18 protein-coding genes and 1 riboswitch are annotated in these 22122 nt (G+C 50.3%); of the genes, 13 read left to right on the top strand and 5 right to left on the bottom strand.

Annotated elements, in window-relative coordinates; translation table 11 throughout:
- Positions 1–112 precede the first annotated feature (112 nt).
- Positions 113–230: riboswitch (SAM riboswitch) on the top strand.
- A gap of 108 nt (positions 231–338) precedes the next feature.
- The 6 genes from metK to DXA87_RS06745 all read left to right on the top strand — a co-directional run bounded on the left by metK (position 339) and on the right by DXA87_RS06745 (position 8418).
- The gene (metK, locus tag DXA87_RS06770; protein ID WP_015553232.1) at positions 339–1526 is read left to right on the top strand and encodes a methionine adenosyltransferase; all 1188 of its coding nucleotides are present in this window, start codon (positions 339–341) and stop codon (positions 1524–1526) included.
- A 450-nt stretch (positions 1527–1976) separates the two neighbouring features.
- Positions 1977–3464, top strand: coding sequence for a HAMP domain-containing sensor histidine kinase (locus DXA87_RS06765; RefSeq protein WP_117483743.1), 1488 nt, complete (start codon positions 1977–1979; stop codon positions 3462–3464).
- 30 nt (positions 3465–3494) lie between these two features.
- Complete coding sequence (locus DXA87_RS06760; RefSeq protein ID WP_015553243.1) at positions 3495–4184, top strand: response regulator transcription factor; 690 nt, start codon at positions 3495–3497, stop codon at positions 4182–4184.
- An 18-nt stretch (positions 4185–4202) separates the two neighbouring features.
- The gene (locus DXA87_RS06755) at positions 4203–5009 is read left to right on the top strand and encodes an HAD-IIA family hydrolase (protein ID WP_117469140.1); all 807 of its coding nucleotides are present in this window, start codon (positions 4203–4205) and stop codon (positions 5007–5009) included.
- Positions 5010–5268: 259 nt separating this feature from the next.
- Positions 5269–6462, top strand: coding sequence for an MFS transporter (locus DXA87_RS06750; RefSeq protein ID WP_015553245.1), 1194 nt, complete (start codon positions 5269–5271; stop codon positions 6460–6462).
- A 273-nt stretch (positions 6463–6735) separates the two neighbouring features.
- Complete coding sequence (locus tag DXA87_RS06745; RefSeq protein WP_015553246.1) at positions 6736–8418, top strand: DEAD/DEAH box helicase; 1683 nt, start codon at positions 6736–6738, stop codon at positions 8416–8418.
- A gap of 93 nt (positions 8419–8511) precedes the next feature.
- Here the strand turns inward: DXA87_RS06745 and DXA87_RS06740 are convergent, their stop codons facing one another.
- The 3 genes from DXA87_RS06740 to DXA87_RS06730 are packed head-to-tail and all read right to left on the bottom strand — an operon-like array spanning position 8512 to position 12342.
- Complete coding sequence (locus DXA87_RS06740; RefSeq protein ID WP_117471624.1) at positions 8512–10452, bottom strand: extracellular solute-binding protein; 1941 nt, start codon at positions 10450–10452, stop codon at positions 8512–8514.
- Entirely contained in the window at positions 10452–11273 is an 822-nt protein-coding gene (locus tag DXA87_RS06735; protein ID WP_117503628.1) for an ABC transporter permease, read from the bottom strand. The genes DXA87_RS06740 and DXA87_RS06735 overlap by 1 nt, the downstream gene beginning before the upstream one ends.
- Positions 11266–12342 (bottom strand): ABC transporter ATP-binding protein, encoded by a 1077-nt coding sequence (locus DXA87_RS06730; RefSeq protein ID WP_117469143.1) that lies wholly within the window; start codon positions 12340–12342, stop codon positions 11266–11268. The genes DXA87_RS06735 and DXA87_RS06730 overlap by 8 nt, the downstream gene beginning before the upstream one ends.
- Before the next feature lie 315 nt (positions 12343–12657).
- Here DXA87_RS06730 and DXA87_RS06725 point away from each other — a divergent pair, with 315 nt between their 5' ends.
- From DXA87_RS06725 to DXA87_RS06695, 7 genes are all read left to right on the top strand, one after another.
- Positions 12658–13710, top strand: a complete 1053-nt coding sequence (locus DXA87_RS06725; RefSeq protein ID WP_117469173.1) for a beta-propeller fold lactonase family protein — start codon at positions 12658–12660, stop codon at positions 13708–13710.
- Positions 13711–13716: 6 nt separating this feature from the next.
- Positions 13717–14844 carry a chorismate synthase gene (gene aroC, locus DXA87_RS06720; protein WP_117503627.1) on the top strand — a complete coding sequence of 376 codons (1128 nt, stop codon included), beginning with the start codon at positions 13717–13719 and terminating at the stop codon, positions 14842–14844.
- 314 nt (positions 14845–15158) lie between these two features.
- Positions 15159–15599, top strand: a complete 441-nt coding sequence (rpiB, locus tag DXA87_RS06715) for a ribose 5-phosphate isomerase B (protein WP_015553253.1) — start codon at positions 15159–15161, stop codon at positions 15597–15599.
- A 255-nt stretch (positions 15600–15854) separates the two neighbouring features.
- Entirely contained in the window at positions 15855–16775 is a 921-nt protein-coding gene (locus DXA87_RS06710) for a PfkB family carbohydrate kinase (RefSeq protein WP_117469175.1), read from the top strand.
- A 5-nt stretch (positions 16776–16780) separates the two neighbouring features.
- Positions 16781–17407, top strand: a complete 627-nt coding sequence (gene udk / locus DXA87_RS06705) for a uridine kinase (protein WP_117503626.1) — start codon at positions 16781–16783, stop codon at positions 17405–17407.
- Between the two features lie 231 nt (positions 17408–17638).
- Positions 17639–18667, top strand: coding sequence for a transglutaminase domain-containing protein (locus tag DXA87_RS06700; protein ID WP_117483748.1), 1029 nt, complete (start codon positions 17639–17641; stop codon positions 18665–18667).
- A 283-nt stretch (positions 18668–18950) separates the two neighbouring features.
- Positions 18951–20348, top strand: coding sequence for a nucleobase:cation symporter-2 family protein (locus DXA87_RS06695; RefSeq protein WP_117469178.1), 1398 nt, complete (start codon positions 18951–18953; stop codon positions 20346–20348).
- Positions 20349–20489: 141 nt separating this feature from the next.
- Here DXA87_RS06695 and DXA87_RS06690 read toward each other — a convergent pair whose 3' ends face one another.
- Both DXA87_RS06690 and DXA87_RS06685 read right to left on the bottom strand, forming a co-directional pair.
- Positions 20490–21362: an NTP transferase domain-containing protein gene (locus DXA87_RS06690; protein ID WP_158553037.1), complete on the bottom strand. Its 873-nt coding sequence runs from the start codon at positions 21360–21362 to the stop codon at positions 20490–20492.
- 334 nt (positions 21363–21696) lie between these two features.
- Positions 21697–22059 (bottom strand): LysR family transcriptional regulator, encoded by a 363-nt coding sequence (locus DXA87_RS06685; RefSeq protein ID WP_117469180.1) that lies wholly within the window; start codon positions 22057–22059, stop codon positions 21697–21699.
- Between the last annotated feature and the right edge of the window lie 63 nt (positions 22060–22122).

The following is a 22122-nucleotide window of genomic DNA, read 5'->3' as shown; positions in this document are numbered from 1 at the left end:
GAGTTTTTTTGTGATTGCCGCTTGACATTCCCGTATGAATCGTATAAGATACCATCCGTAGGTCATTTTTCAGGTGGCTTACGGAACAATAAATTTAAAAAGTTCGCAATATCCCTTATTCAGAGTGATGGAGGTACATAGGACCGGTGAAGTCACGGCAACCCCTGTTAATCGCGTTTGCGAGAGGGCAGGAAGGTGCCAACCTGAGCGAGTAAATCGAGCAATAAGAGGATTTGACCAGTGTAAAGTCGTCAAGTCCGCTTAGCATTGAGCGGACTTTTGTTTTGCCGTAACTGCGGGTGCAGGTGCGGCCTGCCTATAACTTGAAAGGAGTTACAATGGAAAAGAGATTATTTACTTCCGAGTCCGTAACTGAAGGACATCCGGACAAAATGTGCGACGCGATCTCCGACGCGATCCTCGACGCGTTAATGGAACAGGATCCGATGAGCCGTGTTGCATGTGAGACATGCACAACAACAGGTCTTGTTATGGTAATGGGCGAGATCACAACAAAGGCATATGTGGATATCCAGAAGATCGTCCGCGAGACCGTCCGTGAGATCGGCTATGACCGTGCAAAATATGGTTTCGACTGTGATACCTGCGGTGTTCTCACTGCAATCGACGAGCAGTCCAGCGATATCGCTATGGGTGTTGACAAGGCGCTTGAAGCGAAAGAGAACAACATGACAGACGATGAGCTGGATGCGATCGGTGCTGGTGATCAGGGTATGATGTTCGGTTTCGCTACAAACGAGACCCCGGAGTACATGCCGTATCCGATCGCTCTTGCGCATAAGCTTGCAAGACGTCTCACCGAGGTCAGAAAGAACGGAACTCTTCCGTACCTGAGACCGGACGGAAAGACCCAGGTTACAGTTGAGTACGATGAGAACGGAAAGCCGTTCCGCCTTGACGCAGTCGTTCTTTCCACACAGCATGATGAGAATGTGACTCAGGAGCAGATCCATGAGGACATCAAGAAATATGTATTTGATGAGATCCTTCCGCAGGAGATGGTAGACGCAGATACAAAGTTCTTCATCAACCCGACCGGACGCTTCGTGATCGGTGGACCGCATGGAGACAGCGGACTGACCGGAAGAAAGATCATCGTTGACACCTACGGCGGGTATGCCCGTCACGGCGGCGGAGCTTTCTCGGGAAAGGACTGCACAAAGGTAGACCGTTCCGCAGCATACGCAGCGCGTTACGTTGCAAAGAACATCGTAGCGGCAGGCCTTGCTGACCAGTGCGAGATCCAGCTCTCCTACGCGATTGGTGTGGCTCATCCGACCTCCATCATGGTTGAGACAGAGGGAACCGGAAAGGTATCCGACGAGAAGTTAGTCGAGATCATCCGTGAGAACTTCGATCTCCGCCCGGCAGGGATCATCAAGATGCTTGATCTCCGCCGTCCGATCTACAAGCAGACCGCAGCATACGGTCACTTCGGAAGAACAGATATCGATCTTCCGTGGGAGAAGCTTGACAAGGTTGAGGATTTAAAGAAGTATCTGTAATAGAGAAAAAGAATAGAACGATCATGAATGTTCAGGGACAGAAATGATCGAAAAGCTGCGGCGCAGTTTCCGGAAAGGTCAGGAAACTGCGCCGCTTTTTTATGTAACAGGAAATTCCGAGGAATTCCCTGTTACATAAAAAGGCACTGACGTGCCCAAAATGCGCACTCGCGCGAAGATGTAGACTGTCGCAAGCGACCGCGCGAGGCGCGAGAATGTGCCAAGGCACATTCTTTTTTAGAATACTTTTATAAATTACCCACAAGAGTTGTGTTATACTTATCATATGCTGTTGGGGTCAAAGGATCCTTTGCCCCATCGGATACCGGATCGCTTTGCACTGGCCGGTGCGGGGCACAGACGTAGGAGCACGTAGTGCGGAGCAATCAGAAAGCCGGTATGTCCTCTCAGACTGGCGGACAAAAATAAGAAGGGAGCGCGCAGCCGCTCATGAAAATACGTACAAAATTACTTATCACATTTCTGACGATCACGGTGGTACCGATCTTTTTGATCTATATCTCGATTTTAGGACTCAGTTCCTATCAGAACCGGGTGTTCCGGGAGACCTACGACGTTGGCCAGGTGGATCTCTCTGCCGGCGCGTCGATCCGGGTATTCAGCCACCTGACTGAGAGCATTCAGAAGGAGATCGAAGAAAAGATCGCGAAGGATCCGGAGATTTTCACGGACCAGTCGTATCTGGGCGACTTGAACGCCCGGATGACTGAAAAACACTCCTTTCTGATGGTGACGAAGGATGGAAAACTGATCTATATAGGAAACGACGAGACAGCATCGAGCCTGGAGAGAGAGATATCGGACTATGCGGAGATCAATGACTCTGATTCCTGGGGCAATTATCTGGATAAAAATACGGAACATCTGATCAAACAGAGAGAATTTGAACTGGCAGATGGGAGCCGGATCGCGGTCTACCTTGTGACAAACGTTGTGGATGTGATCCCGGAGGTAAAATCCATGATCACAGAGATGTTCTTCAGCAGTGTGCTGATCCTTTTTATCACTGGCGGTATGTTGACAGCCTGGGTCTACCGGTCGATCTTATGGCCGATCGGAAAGCTTCAGGAGGCAACGAAACAGATCCGCGACGGAAATCTGGACTTCACTCTCGATGTGGAGGACGATGATGAAATCGGGCAGCTCTGCCAGAACTTCGAGGAAATGAGGATCCGTCTGAAAGAATCGACGGAAGAAAAGATCCAGTATGATAAGGAGAGCAAGGAGCTGATCAGCAACATCTCCCACGATTTAAAGACCCCGATCACAGCCATCAAGGGCTACGCGGAAGGTCTTATGGAAGGTGTTGCGTCCTCGCCGGAGAAGCGGGATAAATATATCCGGACGATCTACAACAAGGCGAACGATATGGACCGTCTGATCAACGAGCTGACATTCTACTCAAAGATCGACACAAATAAGATCCCGTATACCTTCTCGAAGATCAATGTGGCAAACTACTTCCGCGACTGTGTGGAGGAAGTAGGACTGGAACTCGAGGCGAGAGGAATCGAGCTTGGCTATTTTAACTTTGTAGATGAGGACGTGATGGTGATCGCCGACGCGGAGCAGATGAAGCGCGTCATCAACAACATCATCGGAAATTCCTTAAAATACATGGATAAAAAGAATGGGATCATCAATATCCGGATCCTGGATGTGGGTGACTTTGTCCAGGTGGAGATCGAGGACAACGGAAAGGGCATCGGACAGAAAGAGCTTCCGTATATTTTCGACCGCTTCTACCGGACGGATTCCTCGAGAAATTCCAGCAAGGGCGGCAGCGGCATCGGTCTTTCCATCGTAAAGAAGATCATCGAGGACCATGGCGGAAAGATCTGGGTCACCAGCAAGTTGGGAATCGGAACAGAGATCCACTTTGTGCTCAGAAAGATCGCGGGGGACACGCAGCAGTAAAATATAATACCCATAACAGGAGGAACTTATATGAGCAAAATTCTGATCGTAGAAGATGAGGAGAGTATTGCAGAACTCGAAAAGGATTATCTGGAACTGTCCGGTTTCGAGGTTGAGATAGAAAATGACGGAGAAGCCGGTTTAAAGCGGGCGATTTCGGAGGAGTTCGACCTCTTTATCCTGGATCTTATGCTGCCGGGAGTGGACGGATTTGAGATCTGTAAGAAGATCCGAGAGACGAAAAACACACCGGTGATCATGATCTCCGCAAAGAAAGACGATATCGATAAGATCCGCGGCCTTGGTCTCGGTGCTGACGACTATATTACAAAGCCGTTCAGCCCGAGCGAGATGGTGGCGAGAGTCAAGGCCCACCTGTCCCGCTACGAGAGACTCATCGGAAGCGGAACCCCGGTGAACGATATCATCGAGATCCGCGGTTTAAAAATCGATAAGACAGCCCGCCGCGTCTATGTAAACGGCGAGGAGAAGAACTTTACGACAAAAGAATTTGACCTTTTGGCGTTCTTAGCCCAGAACCCGAACCACGTCTTCACGAAGGAAGAGCTGTTTTCCAAGATCTGGGACATGGAATCCATCGGTGATATTGCGACCGTTACAGTCCACATCAAGAAGATCCGCGAGAAGATCGAGATGAATACCGCGAAACCCCAGTATATCGAGACGATCTGGGGTGTCGGATACCGGTTCAAGGTATAAGGCAGGGAGAAAGGGAAGATGGACAGAAAAAAACTTTTGGAGGAGACAGAGCTTTTCGTCCTGGACATGGACGGAACCTTCTATCTGGACACGCAGATCCTGGACGGATCCCTGGAATTTTTAAGACAGGTGGAACGTCTCGGAAAGCGGTATGTATTTTTTACAAATAATTCCTCGAAATCTCCGAGGACCTATATTGATAAGCTGGCGAAAATGGACTGCCATATCCGCCGGGATCAGATCATTACATCCGGCGATGTGATGATCGAATATCTGAAAATGTATTATCCGGGAAAAAGGGTTTACTTAGTTGGAACCCCGGACCTGGAGGAAAATTTCCGGGAGAACGGCATTCTCCTCACAAAGGATATGCCGGATGTTGTGGTCATCGGATTTGATATGACTCTGACCTACGAGAAGTTAGAGAGGGCCTGTACCTACATCCGGAGCGGGGCAGTATTCCTGGCAACACATCTGGATATCAACTGTCCGACGCGGGATGGATTTATCCCGGATTGTGGTGCTATGTGTGCGGCAATCTCACTGTCTACGGGAAGGCAGCCGAAGTATGTGGGAAAACCATTTAAGGAAACTGTGGATATGGTGCTGACACTCACGGGAAGCGAGCGGGAGAAGATATCCTTTGTGGGAGACCGTCTCTATACTGATGTGAAGACCGGCGTGGCAAATGGAGCCCACGGGATTCTGGTGCTCTCCGGGGAGACGAAGGCCGGTGATCTGGAGAACGCTGACACGGTGCCGGATGCTGTGTTTACAGGATTAAAAGAGATGGCGGAAATTATGGCAGAGATGCCGGGAAAATAGAAACCGAAAGCTAAGAGTAATAGGCACATCCTGATGTTTGGGGTGTGCCTTTGCTGCGGGGAGAAAAATCCTGATAAAGTGTTACAGAGAACATACGGTTGTTTGCGCTTGACATTCAGCGGATATAAGTTTAAACTTGAATTATGTGAATTTTCTGCAAAAATAAAGCAAAATGCGAAAAAAACGAAACAGTTTCAGTGGGACGTGAAGAATGACAGAAGTCTGGAACTGAAAATTAAGACAAAGGAAGACAACGCTTATGAAGTACAAATTGAGATTTGCTGCCTTTTTCACTGCCATGATCGTATTTAACCTGGCAGCCAACTTTGCCCACCCGGTCACACCGACGGTAATTCAGGAGCTGCAGCTCCACGACTACATGTTTGGAGTGGCGTTAGCAGTTATGCTGATCACAAACTTCCTGTTATCTCCGTTCTGGGGTAAGATCAATAACTATATTTCTTCAAGGCTTTCCTTATTGATCTGTTGTCTGGGATACGGTGTGGCCCAGGTATGGTTTGCCTACGCTACGACGGAACTCATGATCATTCTCGCGAGAATGTTCGCGGGACTCTTCACCGGCGGTATCTTTGTAAGCTTTCTGACCTATATCGTAAACAAGTCAGACCCGGAAGACCAGGGGAAATACCTGACATACAGTGCAACGATCAAGAGCGTGGCCAGCGCTTTCGGCTACATGATAGGCGGATTTTTAGGCGAGTTTTCCGTGCGTCTGGCGTTCTTAGTCCAGGCGGGAACCCTGATCGCGGTGGCAATTGCTTTCTTCCTTATCTGTGAACCGGACAGCACGGCGAATTTAAAGGATATTCCGGCAAAGCAGCTCATGAAGGAAGCGAACCCATTCCAGGCGTTCATCGACAGCAGGAATTTCATGTGCATGGCTTTCGTGTTCCTGTTTGCGATCAACATCTTTATCAACTTCGGAAATACCGGTTTCGACCAGGCTTTTAACTACTACTTAAAGGCACAGCTGGGCCTGACTTCCTCCTACAACGGAATCATCAAGGCGGGCGTCGGTTTCGTATCCTTTATCGCGAACATGAGCCTCTGTATCTGGATCATCAAGAAGACGAACGTCAAAAAGTCTATGGTGGTTCTCACAGCGTTCTGTGCGCTGGCTTCCATCGGAACATTGATATCCGTGAAGATCGGAATCTTCATCCTGTTCAGTATCCTTGTTTACGCTGGCTATTCCGTCAGCGTCCCGGTTCTCCAGAACATGGTGGCAGACCAGGCATCGCCGGAGCAGAAGAACCTCGTCATGGGATTCTTCAACGCGACCCAGTCATTGGGAAGTATTGCGGGTTCCCTGACAGCGGGATTTATCTACTCTGTGAATGCGAAGCTTCCGTTTGCCTGCACCTTCGTGATCTACTCGGTGGGCGTTGCGGCGGCGTTTGGATATCTGTGCTACCACAAAAAAGAGGCTTGATACTGGTTTAAATTAACATACACCCCGGAAGGGCGTGGTACTTAAAAAAGTACCTGCCCTTCCGTTTTTTTAGACATCGTCGCTTGACTTTTTCCTCCCTATGTTATAAGATATTTTACATTTGCACCCTGTATGGCTTGAAATATTAACGAGCCGTCAGTATTGTATATAGAATTCTGTGACCGGTATAGAGATCTGGGAGTCCGTAGGAGTCGTCGAATGAATGTATCCTGGCATGGAATTGTTATGCAGACAACATAGAAAGGATATTGAATGGAAACAATCAGATTTGACGAACTTAATTTAGACCCGCGGATCCTCCGCGCAGTTACAGATATGGGATTTGAGGCGGCGTCCCCGATCCAGGCCCAGGCGATCCCGGTTGAGATGGAAGGCCATGACATGATCGGCCAGGCGCAGACCGGAACCGGTAAGACCGCAGCTTTTGGAATTCCGCTTCTCATGAAGATGGACCCGGAAAACAGAAAGACACAGGCAATGATCCTCTGCCCGACGAGAGAACTTGCGATCCAGGTAGCGGAAGAGCTTCGCCGCCTTGCGAAATACATGTCCGGGATCAAGATCCTCCCGGTCTACGGCGGACAGGAGATCGTAAAACAGATCCGCTCCTTAAAGGGCGGTGTCCAGATCATCGTTGGAACCCCGGGACGTGTGATGGATCATATGAGAAGAAAGACGATCCGCACCGACGCGATCCACACGGTGGTTCTCGATGAGGCGGACGAGATGCTGAACATGGGATTCCTCGAGGACATGGAGACGATCCTAGGTGAGCTTCCTGAGGAGCGCCAGACCGTAATGTTCTCCGCGACAATGCCTCACGCGATCGCCCAGATTGCCCAGAAGTTCCAGAAGGACCCGAAGATGGTTCAGGTCGTAAAGAAGGAACTGACGGTTCCGAAGGTGACCCAGTATTATTATGAAGTAAAACCGAGAAATAAAGTGGAAGTTATGTGCCGTCTGCTGGATCTCTATTCCCCGAAGCTCTCCGTTGCGTTCTGTAACACGAAAAAGCAGGTGGATGAGCTGGTGCAGGCACTCCAGGGCCGCGGATACTTTGCGGAAGGTCTTCACGGAGACTTAAAGCAGGAGCAGCGTGACCGTGTAATGGGAAGCTTCCGAAATGGCGCTACCGAGATCCTTGTTGCGACGGACGTTGCGGCGAGAGGTATCGACGTTGACGATGTGGAAGCCGTATTTAACTACGATATTCCGCAGGATGACGAGTACTATGTACACCGTATCGGACGTACCGGACGTGCCGGAAGAGAAGGACGCGCATTCAGCCTTGCGGTGGGAAGCGAGGTCTACAAGCTCCGCGACATCCAGAGATTCTGCAAGACAAAAATCGTTCCGCAGCCGATCCCGTCCTTAGATGATGTGACTGCGATCAAGGCAGAGAAGATCTTAGATGATGTTCAGCAGCATATCGGTGACGACAGCAATTTAGAGCGCATGACAGATATTATCGAGAAGCGTCTTCTTGCTGAGGATTACACTTCCTTAGAGCTTGCGGCAGCGTTCCTGAAGATGGCCATGGGCGACGATTACGAGGACATCGCGGATGAGGGAAGACCGCTCCGTGACCTTGACGATCTCGACCGACGCGGCGGAAGAAATGACCGCGGAAGAAACGGACGCAGACGCCAGAGAGGCGATGACGAGGAGTACATGGACAGAAAGAACGCCAGAGGCGGCATGACAAGACTGTTCATCAACCTCGGAAAGAACCAGAACGTGAAGCCGGGCGATATCTTAGGAGCCATCGCCGGTGAATCCGGAATTCCGGGCCGTCTCGTTGGAAGTATCGATATGTATGACAAATATACCTTCGTGGAAGTTCCGAAGGAGCAGGCCGATATCGTTATGGACGCAATGAACCATGTGAAGATCAAAGGTAAGAGCGTGCATGTGGAGAAGGCGAACCGGAGATAAGGGCAGTATTGATGTAAAATGTGGAACTATAGAAATCAAAAACGGGAACCCGGCAGAGTTTGTTTCTGCCGGATTCCCGTTTCCTTTCCTATATTACTGTGATTTAACTTCCTTCCAGAGTGCATTATAGAGATCATCCGCCTCGGTTCCAAGATAACTGTAGACCTCAGAATTCTCCAGCTCATCTGTATCCGGGAATACAGATTTATTTTCCTGATATTCCGGATCCAGGATCTCGAACGCTGCCTTGTTCGGGGTTGCGTAGGTGATGTACTCGAAGTTCTTCACCGCGATATCCGGGCGGCAGAGGAAGTTGATCCACTTCTCCGCGTTCTCCTTATTCTTCGCGTTGTCCGGGATGACCCAGGAATCGATCCACAAGTTTGTCCCCTCTTTAGGAAGAACGTACTCAAGATCATAATCGAGATCCAGTGTCTCCGCCTCTTCCTGGAGGTATAACAGCTCACCGGAGTAGATAACACCTACCGCCGCCTCGCCGTTTAACATCTTATCGCGGACCTGGTCCACAACATATGCCTGTACTAACGGCTTCTGCGCCAGGAGAAGCTTCTTCGCCTCCTCCAGCTCTCCTACGTCTGTGGTGTTCATGGAATATCCAAGTTCCTTTAATGCAACCATAAACGCGTCGCGGACGCTGTCCTGCATCAGGATCTCGCCCTTTAATCTTTCATCCCAGAGATCCGACCACTTTGTCGGCGCAGGGACTCCAAGCTCTTCCAGCTTCTGGACATTGTAGATAATTCCGACCGTTCCCCATGTATACGGGACAGAATAGCGGTTCTCCGGATCAAACGCCTTTGATTTTTCAAGGTAGACCGGATCGATATTCGCAATATTCGGTACATTCTCAAAGTTGATCTCGGCGAGAAGTCCGTTCTCCACCATCTTCTGGATCATGTAATCCGACGGACATACCGCGTCGTAGCTGACTGCTCCTGCCTCGATGACCGGATACATCTCCTCGTTTGTCTCAAAGAGGTCATACGTCACATGAATTCCGGTCTCTGCCTCAAACTCATCGATAACACTCTCATCAATATACTCCCCCCAGTTGTAAACATAGAGTTCGTTGGAGTGGGATGACGTAAAGTGAAGATAGCTTGTATAGCAGACGCTTCCCACGATCAGGAAGGACGCCAGCACGATGGCTGTCTTTCCGTTCCACAACGGCTTCTTTTCCTTATCCGGTACCGCGTTCGGACCGAAGCTTCCGGCTCCCGCCTTCGCCTGCGGTTTTGCCGGGGCAAAGTTCGTGATGAGAAGCAGCGCGAGGATCGTCACGAAGATCACGGTGGACAGGGCGTACATGGACGGCTTGATGCCGCGGCGCACCTCACTGTAGATCAGGGTGGAAAGTGTATTGATCCCGGCGCCCCTCGTAAAGTGGGTGATGATAAAGTCGTCGAGAGACATCGTAAACGCCATCAAAAAGCCCGATAACACACCAGGCATAATATCCGGGAACACTACCTTGAAAAATGCCTGTAACGGACCGGCGCCCAGGTCCATGGCCGCCTCGTAGGTGTTCCGGCTCGTCTGCTTAAGCTTCGGCATGACGCTCAGCATCACATAGGGCACGTTGAAGGTGATATGGGCGAACAGGATCGTCTTGAAGCCCAGGGAGATCCCGAAGGCGATGAACATCAGCATCAGGGAGATCCCTGTCACGATATCGGAGTTTAGCATCGGGATATTGTTGAGTCCCATGCAGATCGTCCGCGGAAGCTTCTTCATCGCGGAGAGACCGATGGCCGCCGCTGTTCCGAGGATCGTTGCGATAAGCGCCGACAGGAACGCGATCAGTAACGTATTATAGAGGGCATCCATGATCGTGGCGCTCTCAAACATCTGTGTGTACCATTTTAAGGTGAATCCGCCCCACTGGGATCTCGATTTCGAGCTGTTGAAGGACAGGACCATCATGACGAGGATCGGCGCGTACAGAAAGACCAGTACCAGCACCAGATAGAAATCCTCAATAAATTTCTTAAATCTTTCTCTTGCGGTTTTCATCAGAATGCAGATCCCTCCCCATCCTTATCGTATTTTGCGATCATGGTCATGCTGAGAAGGATGAATACCATGAGCACGATGGAAAGTCCGGCGCCGAGGTTCCAGTTGCTTCCCTTTGTAAATTCCTGCTCGATGACGTTTCCGATGAGCAGGATCTTGCTGCCGCCCAGGAGGTTCGAGATCACGAAGGTGGTGAGCGCGGGCACGAATACCATCGTGATTCCGCTGACGATTCCAGGAACGCTTAGTGGAAGCAGGATCTTTGTGAGCGTCTGGTAATTGTCCGCCCCCAGGTCCCTGGCCGCGTTGATCACGTTGTCATCGATCTTCGCAAGGGTATTGTAGATCGGCAGTACCATAAACGGCAGGAAGTTGTAGACCATGCCGAGGATGATGGCCGCCGGTGTGTTGATGATCGCAATGTTCGGCAGATGCAGGATCGTGAGGAAGGTGTTGATCACGCCGTTCTTCTCGAGGAGTGTCTGCCATGCCATGGTTCTTAAGAGAAAGTTCATCCACATCGGGAGAATGAAGATGAATACCACGAAGCTGCCTTTTCCGATATGGCGTTTTCTTAAGATCAGCGCCAGCGGATACGCCAGAAGGAGGCAGATCACGGTGCTGACTCCCGCGAGCGCCAGGGAGAGCCAGAGAGCCTTCAGATGCTCAGAGGAACTGATGGCCAGGATGTTTGCCAGGGTGAATGCCCCGCTGCGGTCCGTCAATCCATAGCAGAATACCATGAGCAGAGGGATCACCGTAAATCCTGTCATCCATATCATATAAGGATAAGCCAGAAATCTGGATGCTTTTCTATTCATTGACTCCAACGGCCTCCTCGTCCTCGGACTCCGGCTTGTTCATGATTTGGATATCGAAGGGATCCACATGAATGCCGACCTTCTGTCCGACCGGGAACATGTCCGTGCTGTGGACCAGCCACTCGTAGCCGTCCGGGGTCGTAACCTCCATCTCGTAGTGGACGCCCTTGAAGATCAGGTGCGTGACAACGCCTTGAAGCGTGCCGTCCTCCGGCTTCACAAGGTCGATGTCCTCCGGTCGGATCACAACGTCCACGGGTTTATTGTTTCCGAATCCCTTATCCACGCAGGCAAACTTCGCGCCGAAGATTTCAACAAGCTCGTCGTGGATCATCGTACCGCCCACGATATTGCTCTCGCCGATAAAGTCCGCGACGAAGGCGTTCTCCGGCTCGTTGTAGATCTGCTCCGGGGTTCCCATCTGCTGGATATAGCCCTGATTCATGACGATGATGGTGTCAGACATGGTCAGTGCCTCTTCCTGGTCATGGGTGACGTATATAAAGGTGATTCCCAGCTCATTCTTCAGCCGGATCAGCTCGTACTGCATGTCCTGGCGGAGCTTTAAGTCGAGGGCTCCGAGCGGCTCATCGAGAAGAAGAAGCTTCGGTTCGTTTACGATGGCGCGGGCAATGGCGATCCGCTGCTGCTGGCCGCCGCTCAGGGAATCCACGCTGCGGTTCTCGAAACCGTCCAGGTTTACGAGCTTCAGCGCATACTTGATCTTATCGTCAATATAGCTCTTTGATTTGCCTTTGATCTTCAGACCGAACGCGATGTTCTCCGCAATGCTCATGTGGGTGAATAGGGCGTACTTCTGGAAAACTGTATTTAACTGGCGTTTATTCGGCGGTGTGTTTGTGATATCTTCGCCGTCAAAGATCACCTGGCCTTTGTCAGGTTTTTCGAATCCACCGATGATCCTTAAAGTTGTGGTCTTTCCACAGCCGCTCGGACCGAGCAGTGTCACAAAGGAATTTTCCTTTACAGAAAGGCTCAGATCATCAAGGATCAGATCGCCGTCATAGCTCTTCCAAATATGGGACAAATCAATGAGCGGATGCTCCATTCTTTTTTCCTCCTGAATGTAAAAATATTCAAACGTCCTGCTGTCTTTCGACGCAGAACAGCACAAAAAATGACTGTGCGACAAGAATTTCATCTTGTATATTTACTCATGATTTCCATGTTCTGTCAATAGATTTCCGACCCCGTTTCGAAATAAAATCTGAGGTATGTTTTTTCTTTCATACGATTCCCGGAGTTTTTCAGATTTCGATTAACAAACGTGGCAGATTATGATAAAATGAGCATATCTATGAAATTCCGAAACGCTGCCGGACGAGGCATTTTCGGAGAATTGAAAGTAAAGGGGAAATTACCTATGACTGGAAAATACATGGCCTATGTGGGGTCTTATTCCTACACGGGAAAGGCAAAGGGAATCACTGTATATGATGTGGATGTTGAGGCTGGAAAATTCATCTACCGCTGCGAAGTGGAGGTCGATAATTCTTCCTATCTGAAAGCGTCCCAGAACGGACAGATCCTCTACTCCATCGCCGATGAGGGTGTTGTGGCGTTCCGCGTTCTTTCGAACGGAAGCCTTGCCCGCTTAAACAGCGCAAATATCAGGGGCATGCGCGGATGCCATCTCTCAACAAGCAAAGCCGACGACTATATCTTTATCTCCGGTTTCCATGACGGAAAGATCACGGTCCTCAACCTGAATAAGGACGGCGCCGTGGGCCAGATCGCCGACGGCGTTTTCCACAAGGGTCTCGGATCCGTTGCGGAGCGCAGCTTCCGCCCGCATGTGAGCTGCAGCCGCCTGACTCCGGACGAGCGTTTCTTAATGGTGGCGGACCTTGGAATCGACCAGATCAAGGTCTACCGTTTCGACCACAAGGACGGAAAGATCACTCTCGTGGACACGATCCGCTGCGAGCTGGAATCCGCTCCGAAATACTTTATGTTCAGCTCCGACGGACGTTTCTTCTATGTTCTCTATGAGCTGAAAAATATGATCGAGGTTTATTCTTATAAGGAGGGTGAGCGCGTTCCGATCGTGGAGAAGATCCAGACGATTCCTTCTACAGGAAGCAAGCCGAACCAGCTGACCGCAGCCTGCGCGATGCACCTCTCCCCGGATGAGAAGCACTTATTCTGCAGCAACGCCGGAGACAATACGGTATCCATGTACGACCGCGATGATGAGACCGGCATGCTGACAATGCGCTTCTGTCTCCCGATCAGCGGTGATTACCCGAAGGACATCGCGATCTTCCCGGACGGAAAGCATCTGGCATCCATCAACCACGAGGGAAGTATTTCCTTCTTTAAGATCGACTATGAAAAAGGTCTTCTCGTCATGAGCGACCGCAGCATTACGGTCAATGAGCCAAACTGCTGTGAAATTGTAAAGATTGGAGATTAACATAACATGGCAGCAGGTTCTACCATCGGCACAATATTTAAAGTAACGACCTGGGGAGAATCCCACGGGAAGGCCATCGGAGTTGTCGTCGACGGCTGCCCGGCGGGTCTTCCACTGGACGAATCCGATATCCAGAAGCTCTTAGACCGCAGAAAACCTGGCCAGAGCCGCTTTACGACCCAGAGAAAAGAGGGCGATGAGGTCGAGATCCTCTCCGGTGTCTTCGAGGGAAAGACTACAGGAACACCGATCTCCATGATCGTCCGGAACACGGACCAGAGATCCAGGGATTACTCCAATATCGCTTCCTGTTTCCGCCCGGGTCATGCGGATTATACCTTTGAGGAAAAATACGGGTTCCGCGACTACCGCGGCGGCGGACGTTCCTCCGCCCGGGAGACCATCGGCCGCGTCGCAGCAGGTGCCATCGCAGAGAAGTTCTTAAAACAGTTGAATATCTCCGTGACCGCATACGCGAAGTCTATCGGACCGGTGGAAGTCTCCCCGGAGCGGATGGATCTCGCTGAGATCCAGAATAACCGCTTCTGTCTTCCGGATGCGGAGGCAGCAAAGGCAGCAGAGGATTATCTTGACCAGAAGATCGCGGAATGCGACTCCGTCGGCGGTGTCGTCGAGTGCGTGATCTCCGGTCTTCCGGCAGGCCTCGGCGAGCCGGTATTTGAGAAGCTGGACGCGAACCTCGCAAAGGCAATCCTCTCCATCGGTGCCGTCAAGGGCTTTGAGATCGGTGACGGTTTTGCCGCAACAAAGGCATGCGGATCTGAGAATAACGATGAGTTCCGAATGGACGGGGACAAGATCGTAAAGGAGACGAACCATGCTGGCGGCGTTCTCGGAGGAATCAGCGACGGGAGCGATGTGGTATTCCGGGCGGCCTTCAAACCGACCCCGTCTATCGCAAAGTCCCAGGAGACCGTCACAAAGGACGGCGCGAATATCGATCTCGTGATCCACGGGCGCCACGACCCGGTGGTTGTTCCGAGAGCTGTCGTTGTGGTGGAATCCATGGCCGCTATCACCGCTATGGACATGCTCTTAGTGTCCATGACATCCAGACTCGACCTGATCCAGATATTCTTTCAGGTTGAGAATGCGGATGACGGCGATAATTAAATATTCGCATGAAGCCGGACAGTTTTCTGGACGGATTCAAAATATTATGATACCAGGGTCAAAAGGTCAGAAGTTCGACGCAAGCTTGCTTGCAGGAGAATTTTTGACCTTGGGACCCGCCAAAAACATGAATAAGTAGCCATTTTTCGCAGAAAAATGAGCGAATTATGAATGTTTTTGATGATTGCGGGAGTACGAAGTACGGAGCAATCCGGTATCATAGGGGTCAAAATACCTTTTGACCCCAACATCATATTATAAAACTGGCAAAATAATTTCCGGTTACACTATCACAATCATAGGAGAAGAAAGAAATGAAAATCGCAATCGCAAATGACCATTCTGCAGTAGAGCTGAAGAACATCATCAAAGAGCATCTTGAGAGCAAAGGCTACGAAGTATTAAACCTCGGCACCGACTCCACAGAGAGCTGTGACTATCCGGTATATGGTGAGAAAGTCGGCCGTGCTGTCGCTGACGGAGAGGCAGACCTCGGAATCGCTATCTGCGGAACAGGCGTTGGTATCTCCCTGGCAGCAAACAAGGTAAAAGGCATCCGCGCATGCGTCTGCAGCGAGCCGTACACAGCAAAGCTTTCCAGAATGCACAACAACTCCAACATCCTCGCGTTTGGGGCACGCGTCGTTGGAAGCGAACTGGCAAAGATGATCGTTGACGAGTGGCTTGGCGCAAGCTTCGAGGGCGGACGTCATCAGAGACGTGTTGATATGATCATGGATATTGAGAACAAGTAACTGAATCGTAACTGTGAGGGTACTGAACAGTTACACGGAATCTTATTTTATATAGAAGAAAGATCCTGTCTGGAAGCAGCAATGCCTCCGGTCAGGATCTTTTTTGGATATGACCTCAAGAGAGAAGATCATGACAGAACTGACTCTTGCCACGCATTTTAACATGTGTTAAGATTACACCACAAAGGATCATATCCCAAATGACCCAACAGGATAAAGGTCAGAGATAAAGGACATAGATAAAGGAGAATTACGATGGGAATTGTAGTAATCGGAGATGTGTTTATAGATATTAAGGGGTATTCCCTGTCCCCTTATATTCCGCAGGGAAGAAATGCCGGAACTGTGATCCAGATCCACGGCGGCGTTGCGAGAAACGTGGCGGAGAACATCGCAAATATCGAGCTGAAACCGACATTTATCAGTGCGGTGGATGACAACGCCATGGGAGACGATGTGATCCAGAAGCTGAAACGCCATAAAGTCGAAACGAAGTATATGAAGAAGGTCAAGGACGGCATGGGAACCTGGCTGGCCGTCTTTGATCATGAGGGAGACGTGGTGGCATCCATCTCAAAGAGACCGGACCACAAGCCCATCGAGCAGATCTTAGATGAGCATGGGGACGAGATCTTTAAGGATGCGGACAGCATTGCGATCGAGATCGATACAGACAAGGAGATCGTGAAAAAGACCTTCATGTATGCGGAAAAGTATCACAAAGAGGTCTATGCGCTTGTATCCAATATGACGATCGCTGTGGAGAGAAGAGATTTTATCCGCAGAACTGCATGTTTTGTGTGCAATCAGCAGGAGGCGGGAATCCTGTTCTCGGAAGACTATGACCATATGACTCCGGCAGAGTTAGCGGCAATTCTTCCGGACCGGATCCGTTCCGCCAAGATCTCCCGCATGGTGGTCACCATGGGAGGAGACGGATCTGTCTTTGTTGATTCGGACGGGCACACCGGAATTTATCCGGGACGTAAGGTAGATATCGTGGACACGACGGGAGCCGGGGATGCGTTCTTTTCCGGCGTCTGCATCGGACTTACCTACGGCAAGACGCTGCAGGAGGCATGCAGAATCGGCACAAGACTTGCGGCAACGGTGATCTGCACGACAGAGAATATCTGTCCGAGATTCATGCCGGAAGAATTTGGACTTACGAGGTAATCGATATGGAACCTATTATTATCGGAATTGCCGGGGGGGCTGGCTCAGGAAAATCGACATTTACGAACAGGCTCAGGCAGTACTTCGGGGATGATGTTGTCGTGATCTACCACGACAACTATTACCGCAGACAGGACGGGATCCCGTTTGAGCAGCGTGTGAAGGTCAACTATGACCATCCGGATTCCCTGGAGACAGATCTTTTGGTGGAGCACCTAAAGGAGCTGAAAGCCGGAAAGACCATCGAGTGTCCGGTCTACGACTACAGCCAGCACAACCGATCCAGCGAGATCATCAAGATCGAGCCGAGACCGATCATCCTCGTTGAGGGCATCCTGCTTCTCGCCGACGAGCGGATCCGCAGCCTCCTGGACATCAAAGTCTATGTGGAAGCCGACGCTGACGAGCGGATCCTCCGCCGCATCGTCCGCGACGTAGAGGAGCGCGGCCGCGACCTGAAAGGAATCATCACTCAGTACTTAACAACCGTAAAACCCATGCACTACATGTATGTAGAGCCCACGAGGGCTCTCGCCGATATCGTTATCAACAGCGGAAAGAACGATGTTGCGTTCGATCTGTTTGTTTCGAAGATCGGGCAGCTGCTGGAGAGTGCGGGGAATAAAATATGAATATGTGAAGACCGCCTGTTGTCAGTGTTGTGCTGGTGATGGGCGGTCTTCTTTCGCTTTGCGCGGACGCACGAGCCAATTCTGCGTTGACGCACTGGCGCACAAAAATATTAAACCTTACAACGATTGTACAGTTAATGTTTTTCCGCAGAATTTAACTGGAAAAGCATTTACAAATACGTTATACTGAGTCGGGTAAATTTTTAGAGATTTGAAAGGATCACAACTATCATGGAACCATTTTATTATAATCACATGGACAAAGAGCGACAGGCTGTTTACCGTGCCATGCAGCAGGGACTGTTAAGCCTTGCTGACTCTTTCCAGATCCCCCGGATCGACGGTCACGCCTTAAGCGATATTTTTTTTGAGCTCCGCCTTGACCACCCGGAGATTTTCTGGGTGTCCAGCTTTAAATACCGGTATTTCGCGGATTCCCCGAATCTGATCTTCATCCCGGAATACCTTTTTGAGAAGAGCAAAATCAAAGACCACCAGAAAGCCATGAATGCCCGGGTGGAAAAGCTCGCAAGACCGGCGGCAAAGCTCCCGGAGCTGGAAAAGGAAAAGTATATCCACGATTTTATCTGTGAGAATATCCACTACGATAAACTGAAAAAGCCCTATTCCCATGAAATTATCGGACCGTTGGGTCATGGTGTCGGCGTCTGCGAGGGGATCGCAAAGTCGGTCAAGATCCTCTGCGACGCGCTTGGAATCTGGTGTATGATCGCCTTATGCGGAAACAATCCGGAAAAAGGGATCAAGTACCGCCATACATGGAATATCGTGAAGATCGGTAAGACTTGCTATCACCTGGATGCCACCTTCGACAACAGCCTTGGAAAATGCGTTGAGACCGGCGGTGAGATCCGCTACGACTACTTCAATCTGGACGATAAGGCGGTCTTCCGCGACCATGAGCCGTTGATCGCCCCCGCCCCGGCCTGTACGGACGGTGATCACTTTTACTATAAAGAGAAAAAACTTTCCTTCACAAAGACGGAGGAAGTTTACAAGCGCTCCCTGCAGACTGCAAAGAAGAATAAAACACTTACATTCCACTGGCGCGGCGGCTACCTGACCCGTGAGGTTCTGAAAGAACTCATTGAACTTATCGAAAAAGCCGGAGCCGAGCAGAACAAGACCGCTCATATCCAGCTCAACTGGCCTCAGGCAGTTCTGCGGATCCATTATACGGATGAAAGATCCCAGGCTGTCGTCACCATGGAAGAAGCCAATGAGGGGGAAGAGTCCTGATCTCGTTACTCCACATAGATAAGGATTTCCGAACTGAAAAGCCTGCATGCTGCAGCGGAGGCATCCGGCACTGACGATCCAGAACGAAAAAAGAACATATAAATTTTCGACAGCATATTTACATGCTGTCTTTTTTTGCTTATAATGACGGTACAAAAAATAATCACTGTTAATAAGTGAACCTGTCGATGGCAATCGTGCCGGAATTCAGATGGGACAGTGGAAAATTACGGCTGTACATACACAGGCAGCTGAAAAAATTTACATCAGGGGAGAAAAACGTATGGGAAAAGAAAAGATAACGGATCAGGCGATGTATGATTTCTATGGAAAAATGCCGTTGAAACGTGCGATTCCACTTGGACTCCAGCATGTATTGGCGATGTTTGTCGGAAACCTGACCCCGCTTCTTATTATCTGCGGCGCATGCGGAATCAGTGGAAGCGAGGAGTTCGCCCATCTTCAGGTCTGTCTTTTACAGAACGCGATGTTTGTAGCGGGAGTTGTGACTCTGGTCCAGCTCTATGCGATCGGTCCGATCGGAGGTAAAGTTCCGATCATCATGGGAACCAGCTCCGGTTTTATCGGAGTTTTCAAGAGTGTGGCGGACACTATGGGCGGCGGACTCGCCACCTATGGCGCGATCATGGGAGCGTCAATTCTCGGCGGTCTTTTTGAGAGTGTTCTCGGATTCTTTATCAAGCCGCTGCGTAAATTTTTCCCGGCAGTTGTAACGGGAACGGTTGTATTGTCCATCGGACTGTCCCTGATCTCCGTAGGGATCAATTCTTTCGGCGGCGGAAGCGGCGCGAAGGACTTTGGCTCTATGGAGAACCTTCTCCTGGCGATCTTTGTCCTTGTGGTGATCCTTACTGTGAAACACTGGACCAACGGAATGGCAAGCAACTCCGCAATTCTCATCGGAATCATTGCGGGATATATTGCGGCATTTGTTATGAGCCTGGTTCTTCCGACAACGGGAATCACGGCAGACGGAGCCGAGTACACGAAAGCATGGGTACTGAACTGGGATAAAGTCGCCCAGGCAAGCTGGATCAGCATTCCGGAATTTCTTCCGGTGAAGCCGGTGTTTGATGCCCGTGCCATCGCGCCGATCCTCATCATGTTTATCGTAACGGCTGTTGAGACGGTCGGAGATATCTCCGGTGTTATTGAAGGCGGAATGAACCGTGAGGCGACAGACAAGGAGCTTTCCGGCGGCGTGATCTGCGACGGTATCGGATCTTCTTTCGCGGCACTGTTTGGAATTCTTCCGAATACCTCCTTCAGCCAGAACGTCGGACTGGTTACGATGACAAAAGTAGTGAACCGTACCGCTCTCGCGACAGGCGCAGTATTCCTGATCCTCTGCGGTCTTGTTCCGAAGCTGGGCGCCATCGTTTCTATTATGCCGCAGGCTGTTCTCGGCGGCGCAGCCGTTATGATGTTCTCATCCATCGTGATCAGCGGAATCCAGCTGGTCACAAAGGAGAAGATGACAGCGAAGAACCTGACTATCGTTTCTGTAGCGCTTGGAGTTGGTTATGGAATGGGAGCGAACACGGCAATCTTAGCTCAGACCCCGCAGGCGATCCAGCTGATCTTCGGCGGCTCCGGAATTGTTCCGGCGGCTATGGTTGCGATTTTGTTGAATATTGTGCTTCCAAATGATAAAAAATGATGGGATTTGCGCTGAACGATTATAAAATACTTGAAATCGTTAAAATGACCCGATCAAGTACGTTGAAAATTTTTTGATAAGAAATCTGTGCGCAGGGTTAATAAAAAAGCGGAATTTATCCGGGCGATACCGAGGTGTCGCTTATCGGTTAAATTCCGCTTTTTTTAGTTGCTCCAGTTCTGCCGGGGTGTCCGCGTCAGCGAGTTCCAGAGGATCACCTGCGGGGAAATACCGGACAACGTCGGGATATTTTTTCAGCAGAACATTGCCGCCGTGATTGTCCGGGAGTGTGAGAAGCTCCTCAAAATATCGGTTCCCGAAAAGAATTGGGTTTCCAGGAATTATAGAATCATCCTCAGCGATAGCTGCCAGGCGGAAAATCGGAGAGGCAGTTTGATAATACTGCGAAAATGTTATTACCATAGCTTCAAGTGTCTCTTTTGTTAACAGCGGCTGATCCCCCAGCGCAAACATACACCCCGCAAGTTCCGGATATTCCTTCAATAAGGCAGACAGTCCAAGAAGGACCGTGTGATTTCTGTAGGGCATTGCATGCAGAAGGACCGGAATCTTTCGCTCTCGACAAAATGCTTCAACTTCCCTGGATCTCGTCACAACGATCCGGGCAGCAAAAAGTGCACCGTCGGTGGCGGATAAGATCCGGTAGATCATTGGCTTTCCATTGAAATCTGCCATAAGTTTATTGGAACCAAATCTTTTTCCAAGCCCGGACGCCATGATCACGCATCCGATGGGCAGAAGCGGATGATCCAGGTCGTAAAGGAACACGTCGTTCCGTGCCCGCAGTGCATCGAGAAACGGTGTGGATTGGCTGCGGAGAACAGCGATGACCTGTTTCTGGTCAAAAAGACGGAAAACAGCATCGCAGAATTCCGGGCAGGAGCTTTCCAGATAGCCGAGTTCGTCGATTACCGCCCATTGGGAAGCGGACTCAATGGAGCGGGTTATAGAAGTGATGCCGAGCCCAAGGAAGCCATCCATAGCCGGTGTCATTTGGTTGCCGGATCGTTGAGCATCAGGATGCGCAGAATCAGCAGTACAAGCTTTTTGTACAAAACTATCTGCAGGGAAATTTGGAACAGCGAAGGACTTAGGTGGATGGTAGGATCCGATTCTCGCAGTTTCACCAGTAAGATTATCTGTCAATTCCACACGGTCGCGCGGAAACGCCTGCGTTGTAAATCCTGGAAATGGTCCTAAATCAGAAAAGTACGGCAGTGCCAGAATTTCTCTCAGCAGCGTGCTCTTCCCGATTCCCCGGCTGCCAGTTATGACCAAATGCCGTTTTTTATGAATACCTGCAGCTGCCGCTGTTTCAGACACAAATTTATTCCCCGTCTTCTCCCCCATCTGCATATTTAGAAAAGATCTGAGTATAGAGTTCGCGGCTGCTCTGAATACAGGCGTCACGGTAGGTTTCATAGTCATGTAAAAACTCCTTTGCTTTCGGCGTCAGGACACTTCCTCCGCCGCCTTTTCCGCCGATCCGGCGGGCCGTGAGCGGAAAACCGAGATTCTTTTCGGCTCGCCTCATGATGGCAAGTGCCTTCGTATACGCCATCCCCATAGACATCGCCGCCGCCCGCAGCGAACCGGTCTCCTCGATCAGATGGAGCAGACGGCAGGGACCTTCACCAAAGAATCGGAGGTGGTCATCGTCGCAGAGAAAAACTCGGATGTCGGATATCATGGAGAACACCTTCTTTCAAGAATTATTATGATCATAATATGTGACTGTGAGGATACTGAACAG

The organism is Desulfotomaculum sp. OF05-3, from assembly GCF_003435535.1.
Lineage (GTDB): Bacteria > Bacillota > Clostridia > Lachnospirales > Lachnospiraceae > Pilosibacter > Pilosibacter fragilis.
Note: the sequence above shows the minus strand (reverse complement) of the source record. Positions and strands in the feature narration are given on the sequence as shown.